The 18,368-nt window shown below is 70.4% G+C and carries 14 protein-coding genes; 4 read left to right on the forward strand and 10 right to left on the reverse strand.

Translation table 11 applies throughout. The features are described 5' to 3' along the window. Nucleotides 1–529: c-type cytochrome (locus ACEU5R_RS29825; protein ID WP_392413404.1), on the forward strand; the 529-nt coding region annotated here is incomplete at its 5' end. Between the two features lie 134 nt (nt 530–663). Further along, entirely contained in the window at nt 664–1,635 is a 972-nt protein-coding gene (locus tag ACEU5R_RS29830) for a helix-turn-helix domain-containing protein (RefSeq protein WP_103275382.1), read from the forward strand. 62 nt (nt 1,636–1,697) lie between these two features. Here the strand turns inward: ACEU5R_RS29830 and ACEU5R_RS29835 are convergent, their stop codons facing one another. After that, complete coding sequence (locus tag ACEU5R_RS29835; RefSeq protein ID WP_103276576.1) at nt 1,698–2,372, reverse strand: epoxyqueuosine reductase QueH; 675 nt, start codon at nt 2,370–2,372, stop codon at nt 1,698–1,700. A 101-nt stretch (nt 2,373–2,473) separates the two neighbouring features. Next, a complete protein-coding gene (glnE, locus tag ACEU5R_RS29840; RefSeq protein WP_392413406.1) occupies nt 2,474–5,242 on the reverse strand; it encodes a bifunctional [glutamate--ammonia ligase]-adenylyl-L-tyrosine phosphorylase/[glutamate--ammonia-ligase] adenylyltransferase in 2,769 nt (922 codons plus the stop codon). Between the two features lie 102 nt (nt 5,243–5,344). Here glnE and ACEU5R_RS29845 point away from each other — a divergent pair, with 102 nt between their 5' ends. After that, nucleotides 5,345–8,986, forward strand: coding sequence for a YhdP family protein (locus ACEU5R_RS29845; RefSeq protein WP_392413407.1), 3,642 nt, complete (start codon nt 5,345–5,347; stop codon nt 8,984–8,986). 23 nt (nt 8,987–9,009) lie between these two features. On the opposite strand, the gene ACEU5R_RS29850 is transcribed toward ACEU5R_RS29845, so the two are convergent. The 8 genes from ACEU5R_RS29850 to ACEU5R_RS29885 form a co-directional block, all read right to left on the reverse strand. Beyond that, nucleotides 9,010–10,554, reverse strand: coding sequence for a fumarate hydratase (locus tag ACEU5R_RS29850; protein ID WP_392413408.1), 1,545 nt, complete (start codon nt 10,552–10,554; stop codon nt 9,010–9,012). A gap of 23 nt (nt 10,555–10,577) precedes the next feature. Then, nucleotides 10,578–11,918 carry an MFS transporter gene (locus ACEU5R_RS29855; RefSeq protein ID WP_392413410.1) on the reverse strand — a complete coding sequence of 447 codons (1,341 nt, stop codon included), beginning with the start codon at nt 11,916–11,918 and terminating at the stop codon, nt 10,578–10,580. A gap of 93 nt (nt 11,919–12,011) precedes the next feature. After that, the gene (maiA, locus tag ACEU5R_RS29860; RefSeq protein ID WP_392413412.1) at nt 12,012–12,695 is read right to left on the reverse strand and encodes a maleylacetoacetate isomerase; all 684 of its coding nucleotides are present in this window, start codon (nt 12,693–12,695) and stop codon (nt 12,012–12,014) included. 12 nt (nt 12,696–12,707) lie between these two features. Next, nucleotides 12,708–13,733: a fumarylacetoacetate hydrolase family protein gene (locus tag ACEU5R_RS29865; RefSeq protein WP_392413414.1), complete on the reverse strand. Its 1,026-nt coding sequence runs from the start codon at nt 13,731–13,733 to the stop codon at nt 12,708–12,710. A gap of 37 nt (nt 13,734–13,770) precedes the next feature. Next, complete coding sequence (locus tag ACEU5R_RS29870; RefSeq protein WP_212312441.1) at nt 13,771–14,730, reverse strand: MBL fold metallo-hydrolase; 960 nt, start codon at nt 14,728–14,730, stop codon at nt 13,771–13,773. Between the two features lie 31 nt (nt 14,731–14,761). Further along, nucleotides 14,762–15,346: a VOC family protein gene (locus ACEU5R_RS29875; protein WP_392413416.1), complete on the reverse strand. Its 585-nt coding sequence runs from the start codon at nt 15,344–15,346 to the stop codon at nt 14,762–14,764. Between the two features lie 16 nt (nt 15,347–15,362). Beyond that, nucleotides 15,363–15,569 carry a DUF2783 domain-containing protein gene (locus ACEU5R_RS29880; RefSeq protein WP_392413418.1) on the reverse strand — a complete coding sequence of 69 codons (207 nt, stop codon included), beginning with the start codon at nt 15,567–15,569 and terminating at the stop codon, nt 15,363–15,365. Beyond that, a complete protein-coding gene (locus ACEU5R_RS29885; RefSeq protein ID WP_392413419.1) occupies nt 15,544–17,250 on the reverse strand; it encodes an FAD-dependent oxidoreductase in 1,707 nt (568 codons plus the stop codon). Before ACEU5R_RS29885 ends, ACEU5R_RS29880 begins: the two co-directional genes overlap by 26 nt. A 154-nt stretch (nt 17,251–17,404) precedes the next feature. Between ACEU5R_RS29885 and ACEU5R_RS29890 the strand changes: the two genes are divergently transcribed. Then, complete coding sequence (locus tag ACEU5R_RS29890; protein ID WP_392413421.1) at nt 17,405–18,208, forward strand: LuxR C-terminal-related transcriptional regulator; 804 nt, start codon at nt 17,405–17,407, stop codon at nt 18,206–18,208. Nucleotides 18,209–18,368 lie beyond the last annotated feature (160 nt).

An 18,368-nucleotide genomic window follows, 5' to 3' on the forward strand; every position in this document is an offset into this window, starting at 1 on the left:
GGGGGGGGGGGGGGGGGGGGGGGGGGGGGGGGGGGGGCGCGCGGGGGGGGGGGGGGGGGGCGGCGGGGGGGGCGCGCGGGGCGGCCCCCCCCCCCCCCCCCCCCCCCCCCCCCCCCCCGAGGCCACGCTGCGCGCGGCGGCGCGCGCGGACTACGTGCTGCAATGCGCCGGCTGCCATCGGGTGGACGGGCGCGGCAGCACGCGCCACGGCATACCGGACTTCCGCGATTCGGTCGGCCACTTCACGCGCTTGCCGGCCGGGCGCGAATACCTGATCCGCGTGCCCGGCGCGGCGCAGTCGCAGTTGAGCGACGCGGACCTGGCTGCGGTGCTGAACTGGGTGCTGGCTTCGTTCAGCGCGGCGCAGCTGCCGGCGGACTTCCAGCCCTACACGCAGGCCGAGGTCGCCGCCGCGCGGCCGCGTCGCTACGACGACGTGGTGCCGGTGCGGCACGCGCTGGGGCGGGAACTGGCGGAGCGCGGATTCCAGCTGTCCGAGTATTCCTATGGCAGCCATCGGCAGCCCTGAGCGCACGCGGTTCGGGATCGGGCGGCAGCGGGACTCTTTCCATCGCCGGCAGACCATAGGGGTTGTCACCGATACTCGGGGGCGATCTCGGGTGCTAGAAAGAGTTCAAAAGAGACCGTGAAGCCGGAGCCGTCATGTCCCAAACCCTGTTGCGCAGCGCGCCCAAGCAATTCCTGGATTGCGCCAGCTGGAAGGAGAGCATCAGCAGCGCCTTCGTGCCGCTGGAAGTGTCCGCGCTGCACCCTGGGCGTTTTCGCAGCAGCGTGGCCGATGACGAATTGGCGTGGCTGCGCGTGAGCGAGTTGCATACCAGCGCGCAGCGCGTCAGCCGCAGCCGGCTGCAGGCCAACCAGTCCGAGAGCGCCGGCTACAAGGTCACGCTGCAGCTGTCTGGCCGCAGCGAGATCCGGCAGGCGTCGCGGCGCGCGCTGCTGGCGCCGGGCGAGTGGGGCGTGTACGACACCACGCGGCCCTACGAGGTCGACGTGGACGACAATGCGCATTTCCTGGTGATGCAGGTGCCGGGCAGGCAGGTCCAGGCCTGGGAGCCTTATATGCAGAACGCGGTGGCGCGGGTATTCAGCGCGCGCCAGGGTTGCGGGCGCATGGCGATGGACCTGCTGCGCGTGGCGCTGGGCGAGCATGCCCATCTGTCCGAGAGCGCGGCGCGCGACGCGGCCAATGCCGTGATGCAGATGATGGGGCTGGACATCAGCGAGCGCGCTGGCGGCCGTGCCGACCAGGAGCAGGCCGGGCTGCGCCAGGCGCAACTGCGCCGCGTGCAGCAGCACATCCTGGAGAACCTGCACGATCCCGAGCTGTCGCCGGCCATGGCCGCGGCCGCGTTGCGGGTGTCGCGACGCTATCTGTACAACCTGTTCGCCCAGGCCTCGACCACCCCGGCGGATTTCATCCTCAGCGCGCGCCTGGAGCGCTGCCGCGACATGCTGTGCGACGCCGCCCAGGCCGCGCGCCAGATCGGCGATATCGCTTTCCGCTACGGCTTTTCCGACGCGGCGCGCTTCAGCCACGCGTTCCGCCGCCGCTACGGCGTGTCGCCTTCCGAGTACCGGCGCCGCGCCGTCGAAAACGCGACGGGGCGCTGAACGCGCCCCGTGGTGTTGTCCGCCGACAGCCCGTTCCGGGCCGTTCCTGGCGTTGACCCGTCCTAGAGGTTTTCCTCTTTGAGCAGGTCTTCCTTGCCGTAGAACTTCACGCCGATATGGATGCGCTCGCGGCCCTGCGAGCGGCGATGGCGGTTGGTGTCGCGCAGCGAATAGACGCAGCCGCAGTACTCCTGCTGGTAGAAGTTCTCGCGCTTGCTGATCTCGATCATGCGCTGCGAGCCACCGCCCTTGCGCCAGTTGTAGGTCCAGTAGACCAGGTCGTCGTAGCGGGCGGCGGCGCGTTCGCCGCAGCCGTTGATCTGGTTCATGTCCTTCCAGCGCGAGATGCCCAGCGAGCTGGTGATGGTGTCGAAGCCGTGCTCGTGCGCGTACAGCGCGGTGCGCTCGAAGCGCATGTCGAAGCAGACCGTGCAGCGCTCGCCGCGCTCGGGGGAGTCTTCCAGGCCCTTGACGCGGTCGAACCAGTTGTCCATGTCGTAGTCGGCGTCGATGAACTCGATGCCGTGCTGCTCGGCGTAGCGGATGTTCTCCTGCTTGCGGATCTCGTACTCTTTGACCGGATGGATGTTCGGGTTGTAGAAGTAGATCGCGTAGTCGATGCCGGAGGCCGTCATGGCTTCCATGACCTCGCCGGAACAGGGCGCGCAGCAGGAGTGCATCAGCACCTTGCTGCGGCCGGCGGGGAGATCGAGTTTGGGGCGCACGAGTTCGGACATGGCGGACAAGACAGGGAAAGACGGCCGGTGCGGCCGGAAAAACCCTTATTTTACGACGAGTTGGCGCAAGGCGGGCCGCCGACCCGCCCGCCCCGGACGGCTCAGCCCAGCACCGTCGTCCAGAGTTCGCGCACGGCGGCCCGCTCGGCCTGCAGCTGGTCGGGCGCGACGCGGGCCTTTTCCACGCCCTGCAGCCGCATCTGGTGCTGCACCCGGCGCAGCGTGCGGTAGGCGTCGCCGGCTTGCAGGGCCAGGTCGGTCGGGATCAGGCCGGCTTCGCCCGCCAGCCGCAGCAGGGCGATATTGCCCAGGTTGCGCACCAGCACCGGGTGGCTGCCCGAATGGCACAGCACCAGATATTGGGTGACGAATTCCACGTCCACCATGCCGCCCGCGTCGTGCTTCAGGTCGAAATTGGGCGTGGCGTTGGGATGGCCCGCATTGATCTTGCCGCGCATTTCCAGCACTTCCTGGCGCAACGCCGCCGGATCGCGCGGCTGCACCAGGATGTCGGCGCGAATGCGCTCGAAGCGCTCGCCGACCGCCGCGTCGCCGGCGGCATGGCGGGCGCGGGTCAGGGCCTGGTGCTCCCAGGACCAGGCGTGCTTGCGCTGGTATTGCTCGAAGGCTTCGACCGACACCGCCAGCAGGCCGGCGTCGCCGTCCGGCCGCAGCCGCAGGTCGATTTCGTACAGCCGGCCCGACGAGGTCATGGTGGACAGCCAGGAGGTCATGCGCCGGCCCAGCTTGGCGTAGACCTCGGCGGCGTCGTCGCGCGGGTCGTCGAACAGGAACACCAGGTCCAGGTCCGAGGCGTAGCCCAGTTCCTTGCCGCCCAGCTTGCCGTAGGCGATCACGGCGAAGCGCGGCTCGGCGCCCGGCTGCCGGTTCACCAGCGGCCAGGCGCGGCGGATGGTTTCGGCCAGCAGCAGGTCGGCCAGGGCGGACAGCTGGTCCGCCAGCTTTTCAACGGTGAGCTCGCCTTCCAGATCCTGCGCCAGCAGCTGGAAGCTGGCCTGGCGCTGCACGTCGCGCATCAGGTTCATCTGGCGTTCGATGTCGGGATCGCCGTCGGGCAGGCGGCAGGCGTCCAGGTCGGCGGCGAGCTGGCGCGCGATCTGGCCGAAGTCCAGCGGCTCGAACAGCGTGCGCCAGTCGATCAGGCTGTCGAGCAGCAGCGGGTGCTGGGTCAGGTACTGCGCGGCCCAGGGGCTGGCGGCCACCATGCGCGCCACGCGCGCCAGCGTGTCGGGATATTCGGCCAGCAGTGCCAGGTAGGCGCTGCGCTGGGCGATGGTCTCGATCAGGTCGAACAGCCGCACCGCCGCCTGCAGCGGCGCGGGCGTCTGCCGCGCGGCGCGCAGGGCGGCCGGCAGCAGCGCCTCGACGCGGCGGCGGCTGGCGTCGGGCAGGCTGCGCACGCGGTGGCTGCCCATCAGGGTGTCGGCGCGCCGCAGCAGGTCGTCGGCCTCGTCGCCGAAGGCCTGACGGATCTGTCCGGCCAGCGCGCACTGTTCGTCGGGTTCTTCCTTGTCGGCCGCATCGGCGGCCGGCGCGGGCTCCTCGGCGTCGCCCATGCCGACCAGGCGGAACACGTTGCGGAAAGTCCGTGAGACGAAGGCGCGGTGCGCGGCCAGCGTGTCCTCGAATTCGCCGGCCTGCATGCCCAGCGCCGCCGCCAGCGCGGCGCGCAGGGCGGGGTCGCCGGGCAGCAGGTGGGTCTGCTCGTCTTCGCGGTACTGCAGCGCGTGCTCGGTGCGGCGCAGGAAGCGGTAGGCGGCCTCCAGCCGCTGCGCGTCGGCTTCGGGCAGCAGGCCGGCGGCGCTTTCGGCGTGCAGCGCTTCGAGCAGGCCGCGGCGCTGCAGGGCCGGCATGCGTCCGCCTCGGATCAGCTGGGCCAGCTGGACCACGAATTCGATCTCGCGGATGCCGCCGTCGCCCAGCTTGATGTTGTTGGCGCTGTCGATGCCGTTGCGCGCGCTGGCGCGGCGCTGCCAGTCCTGGCGGATGCGCTCGCGCAGCGCGCGCAGCGCGGCCAGCGCGTCGAAGTCGAAATACTTGCGGTACACGAAGGGCACGCGCAGGCTTTCCAGCTGCCGCGCCTGCAGGGCGCTGTCGCTGCCCTCGAAGGCGCGGGCGGGCATGAGCCGGGCCTTGAGCCAGGCATAGCGCTCCCATTCGCGGCCCTGGCCGATCAGGTAGTGTTCCAGCGCGTCCAGGCTCCAGGCCAGCGGGCCGGCGTCGCCGTCCGGGCGCAGCCGCAGGTCGGTGCGGAAGACCTGGCCGTTGGCGTCCACCTCGGACAGCACCGGCATCATGCGGCGCGTCAGGCGGCCATAGAACTCATGGTGGCTGATGCGGCGCGGCCCGTCGGTCTCGCCTTCCTCGCCATAGAGCATGATGAGGTCGATATCGGACGACACGTTCAGCTCGCAGCCGCCCAGCTTGCCCATGCCCACGATCAGCATTTCCTGGGGCAGGCCGGTGGCCGGGTCGCGCGGCACGCCGTGCACGGCGGCCAGTTCGGACGCTACGCTGCGGTAGGTTTCGGCCACCGCCAGATCGGCCAGCGCCGTCATGGCGCCCACCACTTCCTCCAGCGGCGCCTGGCCGCCCAGGTCGCGCGCGATCAGCGTGCAGAAAACGCGTTCGCGCAGCTTGCGCAGCACCATGCGGCAGGCGTCGACCGGCAGCGGCGCGGCGTCGTCCATGCCCGCCAGTTCATCGCGCCATTCGGCCAGCCGGGCCGGCGTGACGGGCGCCTGGCGGGCCGTTTCCAGCCAGGCCGCCAGGTCCGGCAGGGCCTCAAGGCGGCGGCGCAGGTGGCCGGACCAGGCCAGGACGGGGGCGAGGGTGGGCGATGGTGTCATGATGAAATAGGCGCAGACTAAAGGACGCGTTTCAGGTATAAGTGGGGACGATACCGCAAGACCCTTACTCCTGCCCACTGATCCGTGTCTGTTCCGAAAAAAGTGCTCCGCGGCCTGTACTGGGGCGCGCTGGCCGTTTATGGCGTCGCCGCCATCGGGTTGCTGGGCCTGCGCTATTGGGTCCTGCCCCGCGTCGACCAATGGCGGCCTCAGATAGAAGCCTACGCCAGCCAGGCGTTGGGCGCACAGGTTTCGATCGGCGCGATCCAGGCCAATTGGCAGGGGCTCAATCCCAGGCTGGATCTGGCTTCGGTCCAGGTCCATGACGGCGCGGCCGATGCCGTGCTGACCCTGCCCAAGGTATCCGCGGTGCTGGCCTGGCGCAGCATCCTGACCCTGTCGCCTCGGCTGTTGCAATTGCGGCTCGACCAACCCGAACTGAACCTGCGCCGCGACGCGCAGAACCGCCTCTGGGTCGCCGGCATGGCGATCGACCTGAACGACCAGGGCGGCCCCGCGCCCGGGCTGGAGCATCCCGCGCTGCGCTGGCTGACCTCGCAGCGTGAATTGCTGATCCATGGCGCCGTCATCCGCTGGCAGGACGAGTTGCGCCAGGCGCCGGAACTGACGCTGCGCGACGTGGAATTCCTGGCGCGCAACGGCCGGCTGTCGCACCGATTCGCGCTGCGCGCCTCGGCCGGCGAGGCGCTGGCGCGGCAGCTGGACCTGCGGGCCGAGTTCAATCGCGGCCTGTTCTCGGGCGACGCGGGCAACCCCGCCAACTGGAGCGGACAGATCTATCTGCAGGCCGACGATCTGGAGCCGCTGGCCTGGTCTGCCTGGCTGCCGGCGCTGCCCGTGGCCGGCCGCCTGAGCGGCCGCGCCTGGCTGCAGCTGGACCACGGCAAGTTCACCGAGCTGACCTCCGACCTGGCCGTGCGCGGCCTGTCCTGGGCGGCGCGTCCCGAAGGGCCGGCGCTGCGCGGCGAGTACGCGCAGTTCCGCGTGCAGGGGCTGCCGGGTGATTTCATCCAGACCGACAGCCTGGCCCTGGCCCGCAGCCCGGGCGCGCCCAACGCCTCGCTCAAGGGCCGCGCCGAACGGTTCCAGTTCACGCTGCCCGACGTCTTCGAGCAGCCGACCGTCAAGGTGGGCGAGCTGGACGTGGACGCACAGGTCAAGGGCCCGGATGCGCGCGACTGGTTCGTCGACATCGCCGAGCTGCGGGTCCGCAACGAGGACCTAGACGCGCGCCTGCAAGGCCAGTGGCGCGCCGAGGGCAAGACCGCCGCCGGCAGCGCCGACCTGCGCGGCGTGATGATCCGTGGCGCCATGCCGGCCATCCACCGCTACCTGCCGCTCACGGTCAATCCCGACGCGCGCGAGTGGCTGGCCACCGGCTTGCCGGCGGGCGAAATGCGCTCGGCGGCGATCACGCTGAAAGGCGACCTGGACGATTTCCCTTACGGCGCGCCGGGCGCGCAGGGAGAATTCGTCATCGCGGGCGAGTACGCCGGCGCGACCGTGGACTATGCCCCCGCGCGGCCGCAGCGCAAGGCCTGGCCCATGCTCGAGAACCTGTCCGGCAACTTCCGCATCGACAAGGTCAGCCTGACGCTGGACACGGCGGGCGGCGCGTTCATGCATCCGGCGCCGGGCCAGACGCTGTCGCTGGGCGCGATCAGCGCCGTCATTCCGAACATGGAACTCAATTCCGTGTTGCAGGTGACCGGCAACAGCTCCGGGCCCGTGCCCGCCTATCTGGCGCTGGTGGCCAACTCGCCGCTGGGCAAACTGCTCGACGGCGCGCTGGACGAGGCCCAGGGCACGGGCGACTGGCGCATGCCGATCAAGCTGACGGTGCCGCTGCTCAATACCGACGACACGCAGGTAGACGGCCATATCCAGTTCGCCGACAACAGCTTCTCCTTCATGCCGGAAGTGCCGCTGCTGACGCAGATGCACGGCGACCTGGAGTTTTCCGAGAAGGGCGTGCAGACCCGCGAGGTCCGCGCCCAGTTCCTGGGCGGACCCGTGAAGATCTCCGGACGGCTGGCGCAAAGCGGTGACGCGCTGAACTTCGAGGGCACGCTGGCTGGCGCCGGCCTGACGCAGATCAGCAATGCCGCGTCGATGTCGCGTTTCTCGGGCAAGGCCGCATACAAGGGCAAGCTCAGCTACCAGAAGGGCGGCGCGGTCGAGATCTCGGGCGAGTCCGATCTGGCGGGGATGGCGATCGACATGCCGGCGCCGGTTGGCAAGTCCGCGCAGTCCTCGCAGCTGTTGAAGCTGCAATGGGGCTCCGCGCAGGACCAGGGCAGCCGTGGCCGGCGCTGGCTGACGGCCAGCCTGGGCACGACGGTCAACGCGCTGTTCGAGCGCGATCCCGCCAGCAGGTCGGCGTCGTATTTCGCGCGCGGCGCGGTCGGCATCAATCGCCCGGCCAGCCTGCCGACCGAAGCGGCGCTGAGCCTGAGCGCCAGCCTGCCGGAACTGGACATGGACGGCTGGGAAAAGGTCGGCGACGGCTTTTCCGTCCAGCCCGGCAAGGGCAAGCCGGCGCCCAAGCCGATCCTGCCGCCGCCCGGCCGCGTCAGCCTGGCCACGGGCGTGTTGCGCACCAGCGGCTACACGCTCAATGACCTGACCCTGTACGCCACCCGCCCGGATCCGGCGCAGTGGCGCGTGGACATCCAGTCGCGCCAGGCGGCCGGTTCGCTGGAATGGCGCGAGGCATCCGGCGCCATCGCCGGCCAGATCACCGCGCGCCTGAAGCACCTGGCGCTGGGCGGCGAGGACGACGGCAACAAGGCCGACGAGGCCCTGTCCTCGAACAGCGATCTGTCCGACATTCCCGCCATCGATTTGCAAGCCAAGCAGTTCCTGCTCTACGGGAAAAACCTGGGCGAATTGCAGGTGCTGGGCACCAACCTGGAGCGCGGCCGCCGCTGGCGGCTGGACAAGCTGTCCATCGCCAATGACGCCGCCAAGCTCGACGCCAAGGGCGACTGGACGCTGGACGGAGCCAGCCGCGGCCTGACCGTGGACGCGGCGATCAAGTTCGCCAACCTGGGCGGTTTCATGGACCGGATCGGCTTCGAGAAGATGGTGTCCGGCGGCGACGGCACGATGCAGGGCCGCATGACCTGGCGCAACCTGCCCTGGACCCACAATATTGCCGACATCGATGGCGAGGTCGAGGTCAGTGTCGACAAGGGCCGTTTCATGCACGTGAACTCGCGCACGGCGCGGCTGCTGGAACTGCTGTCGCTGCAATCGCTGCAGCGCCTGGCCAAGCTGGAAGCCAACCCCACCAGCCTGCTGCGCGACGGCTTTCCGTTCGACACCATCCGAGGCCACATGAAGCTGTCCGACGGCGTGTTGCGCACTGATGGCTACAAGGTCAACGGACCCGTGGCGGCCATCGTGCTGGCCGGCGACGTGAACGTGGTGCAGGAGCGCTGGAACCTCAAGGCCGTGGTGATTCCGAACCTGGACGCCAGCGGCGCGGCGGTGGTGACGGCGCTGGCAGTCAATCCGCTGATCGGCCTGGGCGCTTTCGTGACGCAGTGGCTGCTCAAGCATCCGCTGGCGAGCGCGATGACCATGGAGTACGCCGTCACCGGCACCTGGGACGATCCCAAGATCGACCCGCTGGATGGTTCGGGCAAGCCCGTGCCCAAGCAGACGCCGCGTCCGGCGGACGCGCCGGTGCGTCGCCTGGAAGAGTTCATCGAGCATTGAGGCGGCGCGGGCCGCGCCGCCGCTCAGGCGCCGCGGATCGCGATGCCGCCGATAGCTCCCGCCGGCGCGCGTCGCCAGCGCGCGGGGCCGTCCTCGTGCACGTTGCCGCCCTGCGCGTCCACTGCCACGGTGACGGGCATGTCGACCACGTCGAACTCGTAGATGGCTTCCATGCCCAGGTCTTCGAACGCCACCACGCGCGCGCTTCGGATGGCCTGCGACACCAGATAGGCGGCACCGCCGACGGCGATCAGGTAGGCGGCGCGATGGCGCCGGATCGCCGCGACCGCCTCGGGTCCGCGCTCGGCCTTGCCCACCATCGCCAGCAGGCCGCCTCGCGCCAGCATCATCTCCGTGTAGCCGTCCATGCGCGTGGACGTGGTGGGCCCGGCGGGGCCGACGGCCTCATTGCGCACCGGGTCCACCGGGCCGACGTAATAGATGACCCGGCCCGCGAAATCGGCGGGCATGGGCTCGCCGCGCGCCAGCAGATCCTGGATGCGCCGGTGCGCGGCGTCGCGGCCGGTGAGCATGCGGCCGTTGAGCAGCAGCGTGTCGCCGGCGCGCCATTGCGCGATGTCGTCGCGCGTCAGCGTGTCCAGGTCGACGCGTCGCCCGTCCGTGGCCGCCGGCGCGAGGTCCGGCCAGGCGGCGGGCGGCGGCGCGTCGAAGCGGGCGGGACCGTGGCCGTCCAGGGTGAAACGCGCATGGCGGTTTGCGGCGCAGTTCGGAATCAGCGCGACCGGCTTGGCGGCGGCATGCGTGGGATAGGTCCTGAGCTTGACGTCCAGCACCGTGCTGAGCCCGCCCAGGCCCTGCGCGCCGATGCCCAGCGCGTTGACACGCTCATGCAGCTCGACGCGCAGGGCCTGTTCCGGCGTCAGCACGCGACCGGCCCGCAGCGCGGCGCGCAGCGACAGCATGTCCAGCGGTTCCATCAGGCTTTCCTTGGCCAGCTGCATGGCCTTCTCGGCGGTGCCGCCCACGCCGATGCCCAGGATGCCCGGCGGGCACCAGCCCGCGCCCAGCTCGGGCACCGTGCGCAACACCCAGTCGACCACGCTGTCGCCCGGGTTCAGCATGGCCAGCCGGGCCTTGTTCTCGGAGCCGCCGCCCTTGGCCGCCACAGTGACCGTCAACGCGTCGCCAGGCACGACGCGGGCATGGATGACCGCCGGCGTGTTGTCGCGCGTGTTGGGGCGGCCGAACAGCGGATCGGACACCACCGACGCGCGCAGCGGATTGTCGGGATGGCGGTAGGCCAGGCGCACGCCTTCGTTGACGGCATCCTCCAGGCCGTCGTCGAAGCCGCTCCAGCGCGCGTCCATGCCGACTTCAAGCAGCACGTTGACGATGCCGGTGTCCTGGCAGATGGGGCGCCGGTCCGTCGCGGCCATGCGCGAGTTGAGCAGGATCTGCGTCATCGCATTGCGCGCGGCCGGGCTGGCCTCGCGCGCATGGGCCTCGGCCAGGTGCGCGAGGAAGTCGGCGGGATGGGTATGGCTGATGTGCTGCAGGGCGCCGGCGACGGAGTCGACCAGGTCCTGGCGGCGGATGGGGAGGGCCATGGCGGGACGTGGTGGTGGCAAGGTCATTCTGCGTGCAGCGTGGCGCCGGCCCGTTCCCGGACCAGGCTGACGGCGACCAGGGACACCAGGGCCATGGCGATGACGTACACGCCCACCATCCAGGACTTGCCGGTGGCCGAGATGATCCATTGCGCGATCATGGCCGCGAAGGCGCCGCCCAGGATGGAGCCGAGCGCATAGCCGACCGAGATGCCCGAGTAGCGCACGCCGGCGGGGAACATCTCGGCGTACAGCGCGGCCTGCGGGCCGTAGGTCAGGCCCAGCGGCAGCGCCAGGATCACCAGCGCGGCCGTGAATTGCCCGATGTCGGCGGCGTCGATGAAGCCCCACATCGGCACGGCCCACAGCGCCAGCAGCACATAGCCGATCTGGAACGTGCGCACCCGGCCGATGCGGTCGCCCAGCCAGCCGCCGAGCAGGGTCGTGGCCAGCCAGACGCCGGCGGCCAGCGTGCAGGCCATCAGCACCTGCTGGGCCGGCATCTTCAGCGCGCGGCTGCCGTAGCTGATGAAGAAGCCCACCAGCAGATAGCCGGCGGCGCTGTTGCCCACGAAGATCAGCGCGGTCAGCAATACCTCGCGCGGATGCCTGCGCAGCAGCTGGCCCAGCGGCGCGGCGCTGGCGCGCTTGCGCGCCTGCATCTCCAGGAATACCGGCGATTCCTCGACCGCGCGGCGGATGAAGGTGCCAACCACGATCAGCAGCACCGACAGCAGGAAGGGCACGCGCCAGCCCCAGTCCATGAAGCGTTCCATGCCGATGGCGGTGGTGAGGCACCACAGCACGCCGGTGGCGACGATCATGCCCATGGGCACGCCGATCTGCGGAAAGGCGCCGAACAGCGAGCGGCGGTGCGCCGGCGCGTGTTCCACCGCCATCAGGGCCGCGCCGCCCCATTCGCCGCCGGCCGAGAAGCCCTGCAGCACGCGCAGTCCGACCAGCAGCACCGGCGCCCAGACGCCCAGCACGGCGTAGGACGGCAGCAGGCCGATCAGCGCGGTGGCCGAGCCCATCAGGATCAGCGTGGCGGCCAGCACGCGCTTGCGGCCGTAGCGGTCGCCCAGATGGCCGCAGATGATGGCGCCCAGCGGCCGGAACAGGAAGGCGACGCCCACCGTGGCGAAGGACAGGATCAGCGCCCATTCCGGATTGTTCTGGGTGAAGGGGGCGAAGAACAGCGCGCCCAGCACCAGCCCGGCGGCCTGGGAATAGATGAAGTAGTCGTACCACTCGATGGTCGAGCCGACCAGCGTGGCGGCCAGCACCTTGCGGTCGTCGGCGCTGATCAGCGGACGGCCGGCGGGCGCGACGGCGGCGCCGGGCGCGGAAATCTCGGTTTGCATGGTTTGTCTCCTGGGGTGCGGCGGCGCCGCTGATCTTGGGAAGGCCGTGCGGGGCGCGGCCTTCCTGGGGGGACTGCGATGGAACTGCGCGGTTCAGGCGGGACTTGCAACCGGCGCGGGCTGAGGCGCGTCGGGCTGGTTCTCGGGGCTGGCGGCCTGGAAGGCCGGCAGGGCGGCGCAGGCCCGCGCGATGGCGTCGATCCGCGCATACGGCGCCAGGTCGGCGCCATAGCGCCTGGCGTTGTAGACCTGCGGTATCAGGAAACACTCGACGATGCCGGGCGCGGCGCCCAGCGCATACGGCGCGCCGTCGTCGTCGCCCAGCGCGGCCTCGAAGGCGGAAAAGGCCTCGTGGCACCAATGGCGATACCACTCGCCGACCTGCTCGTCGTCGGCGCCGAACTGGGCGCGCAGCCGCTTGAGCGCGCGCAGGTTGTTCAGCGGATGGACCTCGCAGGCGATCAGCTGCGCCAGCGCGCGGGCGCGCGCCCGGGCCGCGCGGCCTGGCGGCAGCAGCGCGGGTTCGGGGTTGCGTTCCTCCAGGTATTCGATGATGGCCAGCGACTGCTGCAGGCGCAGGCCGTCGATGTCCAGCATGGGCACCAGGCCGAACGGCGCCAGGCGCCGGTAGGCCGGCTGCAGGTGCTCGCCCTGCGCCATCTGCCAGGTGACGCTGCGGTACGGCTGGCCCTTCAGGGCCAGCGCGATGCGCACGCGGTAGGCGGCCGAGCTGCGCCAGTAGCTGTGCAGCACGGGGATCGAAGCGGATTCGGCCATCGCGCGCTCCGTTCAGGCTGCGGCGGTTTCAAGCGCGGCCGTGGCCGGCAGCGGCCGCGTGCCGGGGATCTCCACCACCTGGTCGATATCGCCGAACAGGCTGGCGCCGCTGTCGTCGCGCATGCCGATGCGCACGCGGTCGCCATGCTTGAGGAAGGGCGTGCGCATTTCGCCGTCGCGCAGCTTCTCGCGCACGCGCGCTTCCACCAGGCAGCAGACGCCGGCCGCGTCGCTGGCATTGGAGATCGTGCCGCTGCCCAGCAGCGTGCCGGCGCCCAGGCGGCGCGTGCGCGCCGCATGCGCGATCAGCTCGCCGAAGTGGAACTGCATTTCCTCGCCGGCCTGGGGTTGGCCGATGAGCCTGTCGTTCAGCCAGACCTGCATGGACCGGTGCAGCTTGCCGCCGCGCCAGTACGGTTGCAGCTCGTCGGGCGTGACCAGCACCGGCGACAGCGCCGAGGCCGGCTTGCCTTGCAGGAAGCCGAAGCCCTTGGCCAGCTCGGGCAGCACTACGTTGCGCAGCGTGACGTCGTTGACCAGGCCCAGCAGCACGATGTGTTGCAGCGCATCGTCGGCGTCCACGCCCAAGGGCACGTCGTCGGTGATCACGACGATCTCGGCTTCCAGGTCCACGCCCAGGTCTTCGCTGGCGGCGGTGATGGGATCCCGCGGCCCCATGAAATCGTCCGACGCGCCCTGGTACATGAGCGGATCGGTGAGGAAGGACGGCGGCATCTCGCCGCCGCGCGCGCGCCGGGTCAGGTCGACGTGGTTCAGATAGGCCGACGCGTCCAGCCATTGATAGGCGCGCGGCAGCGGCGCGGCGCAGCGCGCCGGATCGAAGGGTTCGCCGGCGCGGCGGCCGTCGTTCAAGGCCTGGTATTCGGCTTGCAGGCGCGGCGCGATGCGCGTCCAATCGTCGAGCGCCTGCTGCAAGGTGGCGGCGATGGCGGGCACGGCGAGGTGGCGAGACAGATCGCGGCTGACGACGATCAGCTGGCCGTCGCGCGCGCCGTTCTTCAAGGTGGCGAGTTTCATGTGTTCAATCTCCTGCGGGGTTCGTCGGGGCGGCGTTTCAGCTGTTGAGCTCGGCCCACATTTCACGGTCGCGCTCGGCGGTCCAGACGCGCGGGTCGGCGATGCCGCTGGCTTCGTCGTAGGCGCGCGAGACGTCGAAGGGAATCGCGTGTTCGTAGATGACGACATGGCCGAACTCCGGATCCATCACGCGTCGCGTGTCCGCATAGACCTGCTTGAGTGACTTGCCGCCGGCCACGCCCTCGCGCGCGCAGCCGTACAGCGTCTGCACCCAGCGGCGCGTGTAGCCGATGGCCTCGCGGCAGTCCTGCGGCGTGGTCAGCGCCGGGCCTCGGCCCGGCACCATCTGCGCGGGGCGCAGCGCTTCGAGCCGGTCCAGCGTGGCGGGCCAGTCCGCCAGGTAGGCGTCGCCGGTGTAGACGCCGGCGTTGAACTCGACCAGGTCGCCCGCGAAACAGATGCCCTGCGACGGAATCCAGACCACGCTGTCGCCGCGCGTGTGGCCGTTGCCCAGATGCATCATGCGCACCTCCAGCGTGCCCAGCCGGATCGTCAGCTCGCGTTCGAACACGATGGTGGGCCAGGTCAGGCCAGGGATCGATTCGGACGAGCGGAACAGGCGCGGGAAGCGGCCGATTTCCGAATCCATGTCGGCCTGGCCGCGCTCGACGATCAGCTCGTGCGTGCCACGGCTGGCGATGACGGTGGCCGCGCCTTCGGCGGCGAAGGCGGACGCGCCCAGCACGCGCACCGCGTGGTAGTGCGTCAGGGCGACATGGCGGATAGGCTTGTCGGTGACGCCGCGAATCGCGCGGATCAGGTCCTGCGCCATGGCCGGCGTGGCCGTGGCGTCGACCACCATCACGCTGTCGTCGCCGATGATGACGCCCGAATTCGGATCGCCGTCGGCGACGTAGGCATAGGCGTTGTCCGACAGGCGCTCGAACGAGATTTTCTTTTCCGCCAGGTCGGCCTGGGACGCGAAAGGCTTGCTCATGGGATTTCCTTGTGAAGAACGAAACAGGGGGTCAGCCGGCCTGGCGCGCCTGGCTGCTGGTGCCGCTCTGGCCGGGCCGCAGGCCGGCGGCCTTGTCGCGGGTCCAGGCGGCCAGCTCGTCGTGCGCGGCGCGGCGCTTGTCGGCGACGTAGTCGTGCATGGGCAGGCGCACAGTGATTTCCAGGCGCAGGCCGTTGGGATCGAAGAAGTAGATGGAGCGGATGAAGTGGTGGTCGGTCGGCCCGACAGTCTCGATGCCGTGTCCGGTCAACCGTCGGCGCATGGTTTCCAGCGCGGCTTCGTTCTCGACTTCCATGGCGAAGTGATTGACCCAGCGCGGCGTGGCGGGGTCCGGGACGCTGACGCCGTTATCGCCCAGGTCGAAGAAGGCGATGTGCGAGTGGTCGGCGAATTCGAAGAACAGATGCACGAACGGGCAGTATTCGCCGGTCGACGGCACGCGCTCTTCCTTGACCACGTGCACCAGCGGCAGGCCGAGGATGTCTTCGTAGAAGTGGCGCGTTTCCTCCGCGTCGCGGCAGCGCCAGGCGAAGTGATGCAGTCCGCGCAGGGCGGCGCCGGGCTCGGCGTCGCGGGGCAGGTCGGATTGGGTCATGCGGGGTCTCCGGGAATCAGGGAATGGACAGGCAGGACGGGTCCGCGTGCGCCGCCATCATTTCGTCGACGGCGGCCTGGGCGCGGTCGCCGTCGCCCAGGGCTTCGATCAGCAGCAGCACCAGTTGCGCCAGGCGGTCGCGCTGGACCGAGGGATCGGGCGCGCTGGTGAGCGCGATCAGGCGTTCGAGCAGATCGTCAAGCTGTGGCTGCGACAGGGGCATGGGCGTGGGTTCCGGCATTCGATGGGGAGTGCGCGTCCGGGGACGCGCGGTAGGCGCAGGGGTAGAGCGCGGCGGCGATCCAGTCCGGCAGGGCCGCGTCGGCCTGGCCCGAGGCGGCGGCATCGATGGCGGCCATCACATGCTGGTCCGGCCGGATCAGCCAGACTTCGCCGTCCATCTCCACGCCCAGCTGGCGCCGCAGCGCCTCGCGGCCCTCGGCGTCGCAATGGGCGCCGACCGCCACGCGGCGCAGCAGGGCGCCGTCGTCGGTCGGTTCCTGGACGGGCGGTACGTGGTCGCTGAAAACCAGGGCGGTGAACCAGGGGCCGAGCAGCTGGTGCAGCGAGCGCTGCGCGCGGCGGTCCAGCACCACATTGGGCAGCGCGCGTCCCGCATGCGGGCTGGCGGGATGCGCCAGCGGCGACGGCGGGTAGACGGCCGGCATGCAGAGCCTGCCGGTATTGATCATGCGCGCGGGCACGTCGTGGCGCGGGGCCAGGGCGATGATGGCATCGCGCCACATGCGCGCCGATTCGGCCGGGCCGGGATGCACGAAGCGCGACGAGCGCCGCGCCTGGCGGATGTTCTCCAGCGCCGCGTGCTTGCGCTCGGCGCTGTAGCTGTCGAGCAGGGCGTCGCCGGCGCGTCCTTGCAGCACCAGCGCCAGTTTCCAACCCAGGTTGTCGGCGTCCTGGATGCCGCCATTGCCGCCGCGCGCGCCGAACGGCGCCACCAGGTGCGCCGAGTCGCCGGCGAACAGCACGCGGCCGTGGCGCAGGCCGGACAGGCATTCATGGCGGTAGGCCCAGACGCCGTGCCAGGCGATATCGAAATCGACCTGTTCGCCGAGCAGGTCCCAGACGCGCTGGCGCATGGCCTGTGGCGTACAGGCCGCCTGCGCGTCTTCGTCGGGACGCAGCTGGAAGTCCAGCCGCCAGGTGTCGTCTGCCATCTTGTGGCGCCAGACGGCCCGGCCGTGGTTGCTGCCGGCGTCCAGCCAGGTCCAGCGCTCCTCCGGCCAGGACGTACCGCGCAGCACCACGTCGATGATGATCCAGCGGTCCTCATTGCGGTCGTACACCTCGGGCCGCAGGCCCAGCGCCTGGCGCAGCGGGCTGTTGGCGCCGTCGCAGGCGATCACCCACTCGGCCCGCGTGCGGTAGTCGCCCTCGGGCGTGTGCACGCGTAGCGTGACCGGGCCGCCGTCGGCGGGCGTCTCGATCGCGTCGACGCGGTTGAGCCAGCGCAGCTCGGCCAGCGGCTCGCGTTGCAGCGCCTCGACCAGGAAGGCTTCCAGATAGTATTGCTGCAGGTTCACGAAGCCGTTGTGGCGCATGTCCGGCTGGGCTTGCAGCGTGAACGAGGCGACTGCCGCATCGCGGCACAGCACGCGCCCGACGTTCCAGCGCACGCCCTTGGCGACGATGGCGTCGGCCACGTCCAGGCGGTCGAAGATGTCCAGCGTGCGCTGTGCCCAGACCATGCCGCGCGAGGCCAGGCCGCGCACGCCCACGGTGTTGTCGTCGTCCAGCAGGGTCACGCGCTGGCCCCGGCGGACCAGGTCCAGCGCCATCGTCAGGCCGCTCAGGCCGCCGCCCACGACGATGACCGGGTGCGGCGCGGGCCGGGCGCGGTCCAGCTCGTCGGGCCTGAGGAAAGGGTAGGTGGGAAGCTCCATCATGGCTTGACCTTGTGCTCCAGTGATCTATAGTTCTTGGCTTCAGGGCACCAATGTAGAAGTGCCGCCGGCAGGCGTCATGTCCTCACGCAAGAGGACAACTCGCGGCCCGCCGATCCCCGTAGAATCGATCGCCAAGACTGGGGGAGCCAGAACCATGAGAGAGACAAGCCATCAAGCGTTCGCGCGCGCGGACGGCGGGCAGTGGGCAGTTCCCGTGATCACCGGCCTGGGCGGCCCGGCCTTCCACGCCACCTTGCTGGCGGGGCTGCGCGACCTGGTGGGCGCCGACCATGTCACCGACCTGAGCTACGACCAGGCCGGCGGGCTGGGCCAGTGTTCGGCCGCCAGCCTGCTGAACCAGTCCATGATCGAGTGGACGACCAACCTCTACGTCAACGGCAGCTTCTATCGCCGTGACCCCAATTACCAGATGCTCTGCGGCATGGCCGGACAGCGGCGCCGCTCGGAAGAGCTGATCGTCGAGCCGCTCTGTCCTGAGGGTATTCCCGATGCCGAGTACCGGCGCCTGCTGTTCGAGCGGCCGGGCTTCGCCAGCAAGATCTCGGTCATCGGCGCGCGCGACGATGGCGTCTGCTACATCAACCTGTACTTTTCGCGGCGGCATGGCGCCGGCGTGGAGGATCTGCTGCGCGGCTGCGCGCCCCTGCTGATCGCGCTGAGCCGGCGACATCGCGAACTGCGCTGCCCGGCCGAGCCGGCATGCGCCGAGGCCGAGAGCTGGGCTTCGGGGTTTTCTCTGAGGGAAATCCAGGTGGCGGGATTGCTGCGGCGCGGCCATACCGCCAAGCAGGTGGGGCGCGAGCTTGGCCTGTCGCCGGCCACCGTGGTGACCTACAAGAACCGCATCTTCAAGAAATGCCAGGTCGCCAGCCTGAAGGAATTCCTGCTCAAGACGCCGTCGCCGGCGGCGCAGGAACGGACCCGTCTTTCCTGTTGAGCCGCGACGGGGGGGGGGGGGGGGGGGGGGGGGGGGGGGGGGGGGGGGGGGGGGGGGGGGGGGGGGGGGGGGGGGGGGGGGGGGGGCGGGGGGGGGGGTGGTTGGGGTTTATTTTTTCTTGGAGGTGGGGGGGGGCCCGCCCCCCCCCGCCGCTCAGGCG

The organism is Achromobacter sp. 413638 (assembly GCF_043119405.1).
Lineage (GTDB): Bacteria > Pseudomonadota > Gammaproteobacteria > Burkholderiales > Burkholderiaceae_B > Achromobacter.

Bases quoted from the DNA above. Each gene is read 5' to 3' on its own strand.
- ACEU5R_RS29835 (WP_103276576.1), bottom strand. From the start codon at position 2,372: ATGTCCGAACTCGTGCGCCCCAAACTCGATCTCCCCGCCGGCCGCAGC.
- ACEU5R_RS29880 (WP_392413418.1), bottom strand. From the start codon at position 15,569: ATGCCCCTGTCGCAGCCACAGCTTGACGATCTGCTCGAACGCCTGATC.
- ACEU5R_RS29850 (WP_392413408.1), bottom strand. From the start codon at position 10,554: ATGGCCCTCCCCATCCGCCGCCAGGACCTGGTCGACTCCGTCGCCGGC.
- ACEU5R_RS29875 (WP_392413416.1), bottom strand. From the start codon at position 15,346: ATGACCCAATCCGACCTGCCCCGCGACGCCGAGCCCGGCGCCGCCCTG.
- ACEU5R_RS29890 (WP_392413421.1), top strand. From the start codon at position 17,405: ATGAGAGAGACAAGCCATCAAGCGTTCGCGCGCGCGGACGGCGGGCAG.
- ACEU5R_RS29870 (WP_212312441.1), bottom strand. From the start codon at position 14,730: ATGAGCAAGCCTTTCGCGTCCCAGGCCGACCTGGCGGAAAAGAAAATC.
- ACEU5R_RS29885 (WP_392413419.1), bottom strand. From the start codon at position 17,250: ATGATGGAGCTTCCCACCTACCCTTTCCTCAGGCCCGACGAGCTGGAC.
- maiA (WP_392413412.1), bottom strand. From the start codon at position 12,695: ATGGCCGAATCCGCTTCGATCCCCGTGCTGCACAGCTACTGGCGCAGC.
- ACEU5R_RS29855 (WP_392413410.1), bottom strand. From the start codon at position 11,918: ATGCAAACCGAGATTTCCGCGCCCGGCGCCGCCGTCGCGCCCGCCGGC.
- ACEU5R_RS29865 (WP_392413414.1), bottom strand. From the start codon at position 13,733: ATGAAACTCGCCACCTTGAAGAACGGCGCGCGCGACGGCCAGCTGATC.
- ACEU5R_RS29830 (WP_103275382.1), top strand. From the start codon at position 664: ATGTCCCAAACCCTGTTGCGCAGCGCGCCCAAGCAATTCCTGGATTGC.
- glnE (WP_392413406.1), bottom strand. From the start codon at position 5,242: ATGACACCATCGCCCACCCTCGCCCCCGTCCTGGCCTGGTCCGGCCAC.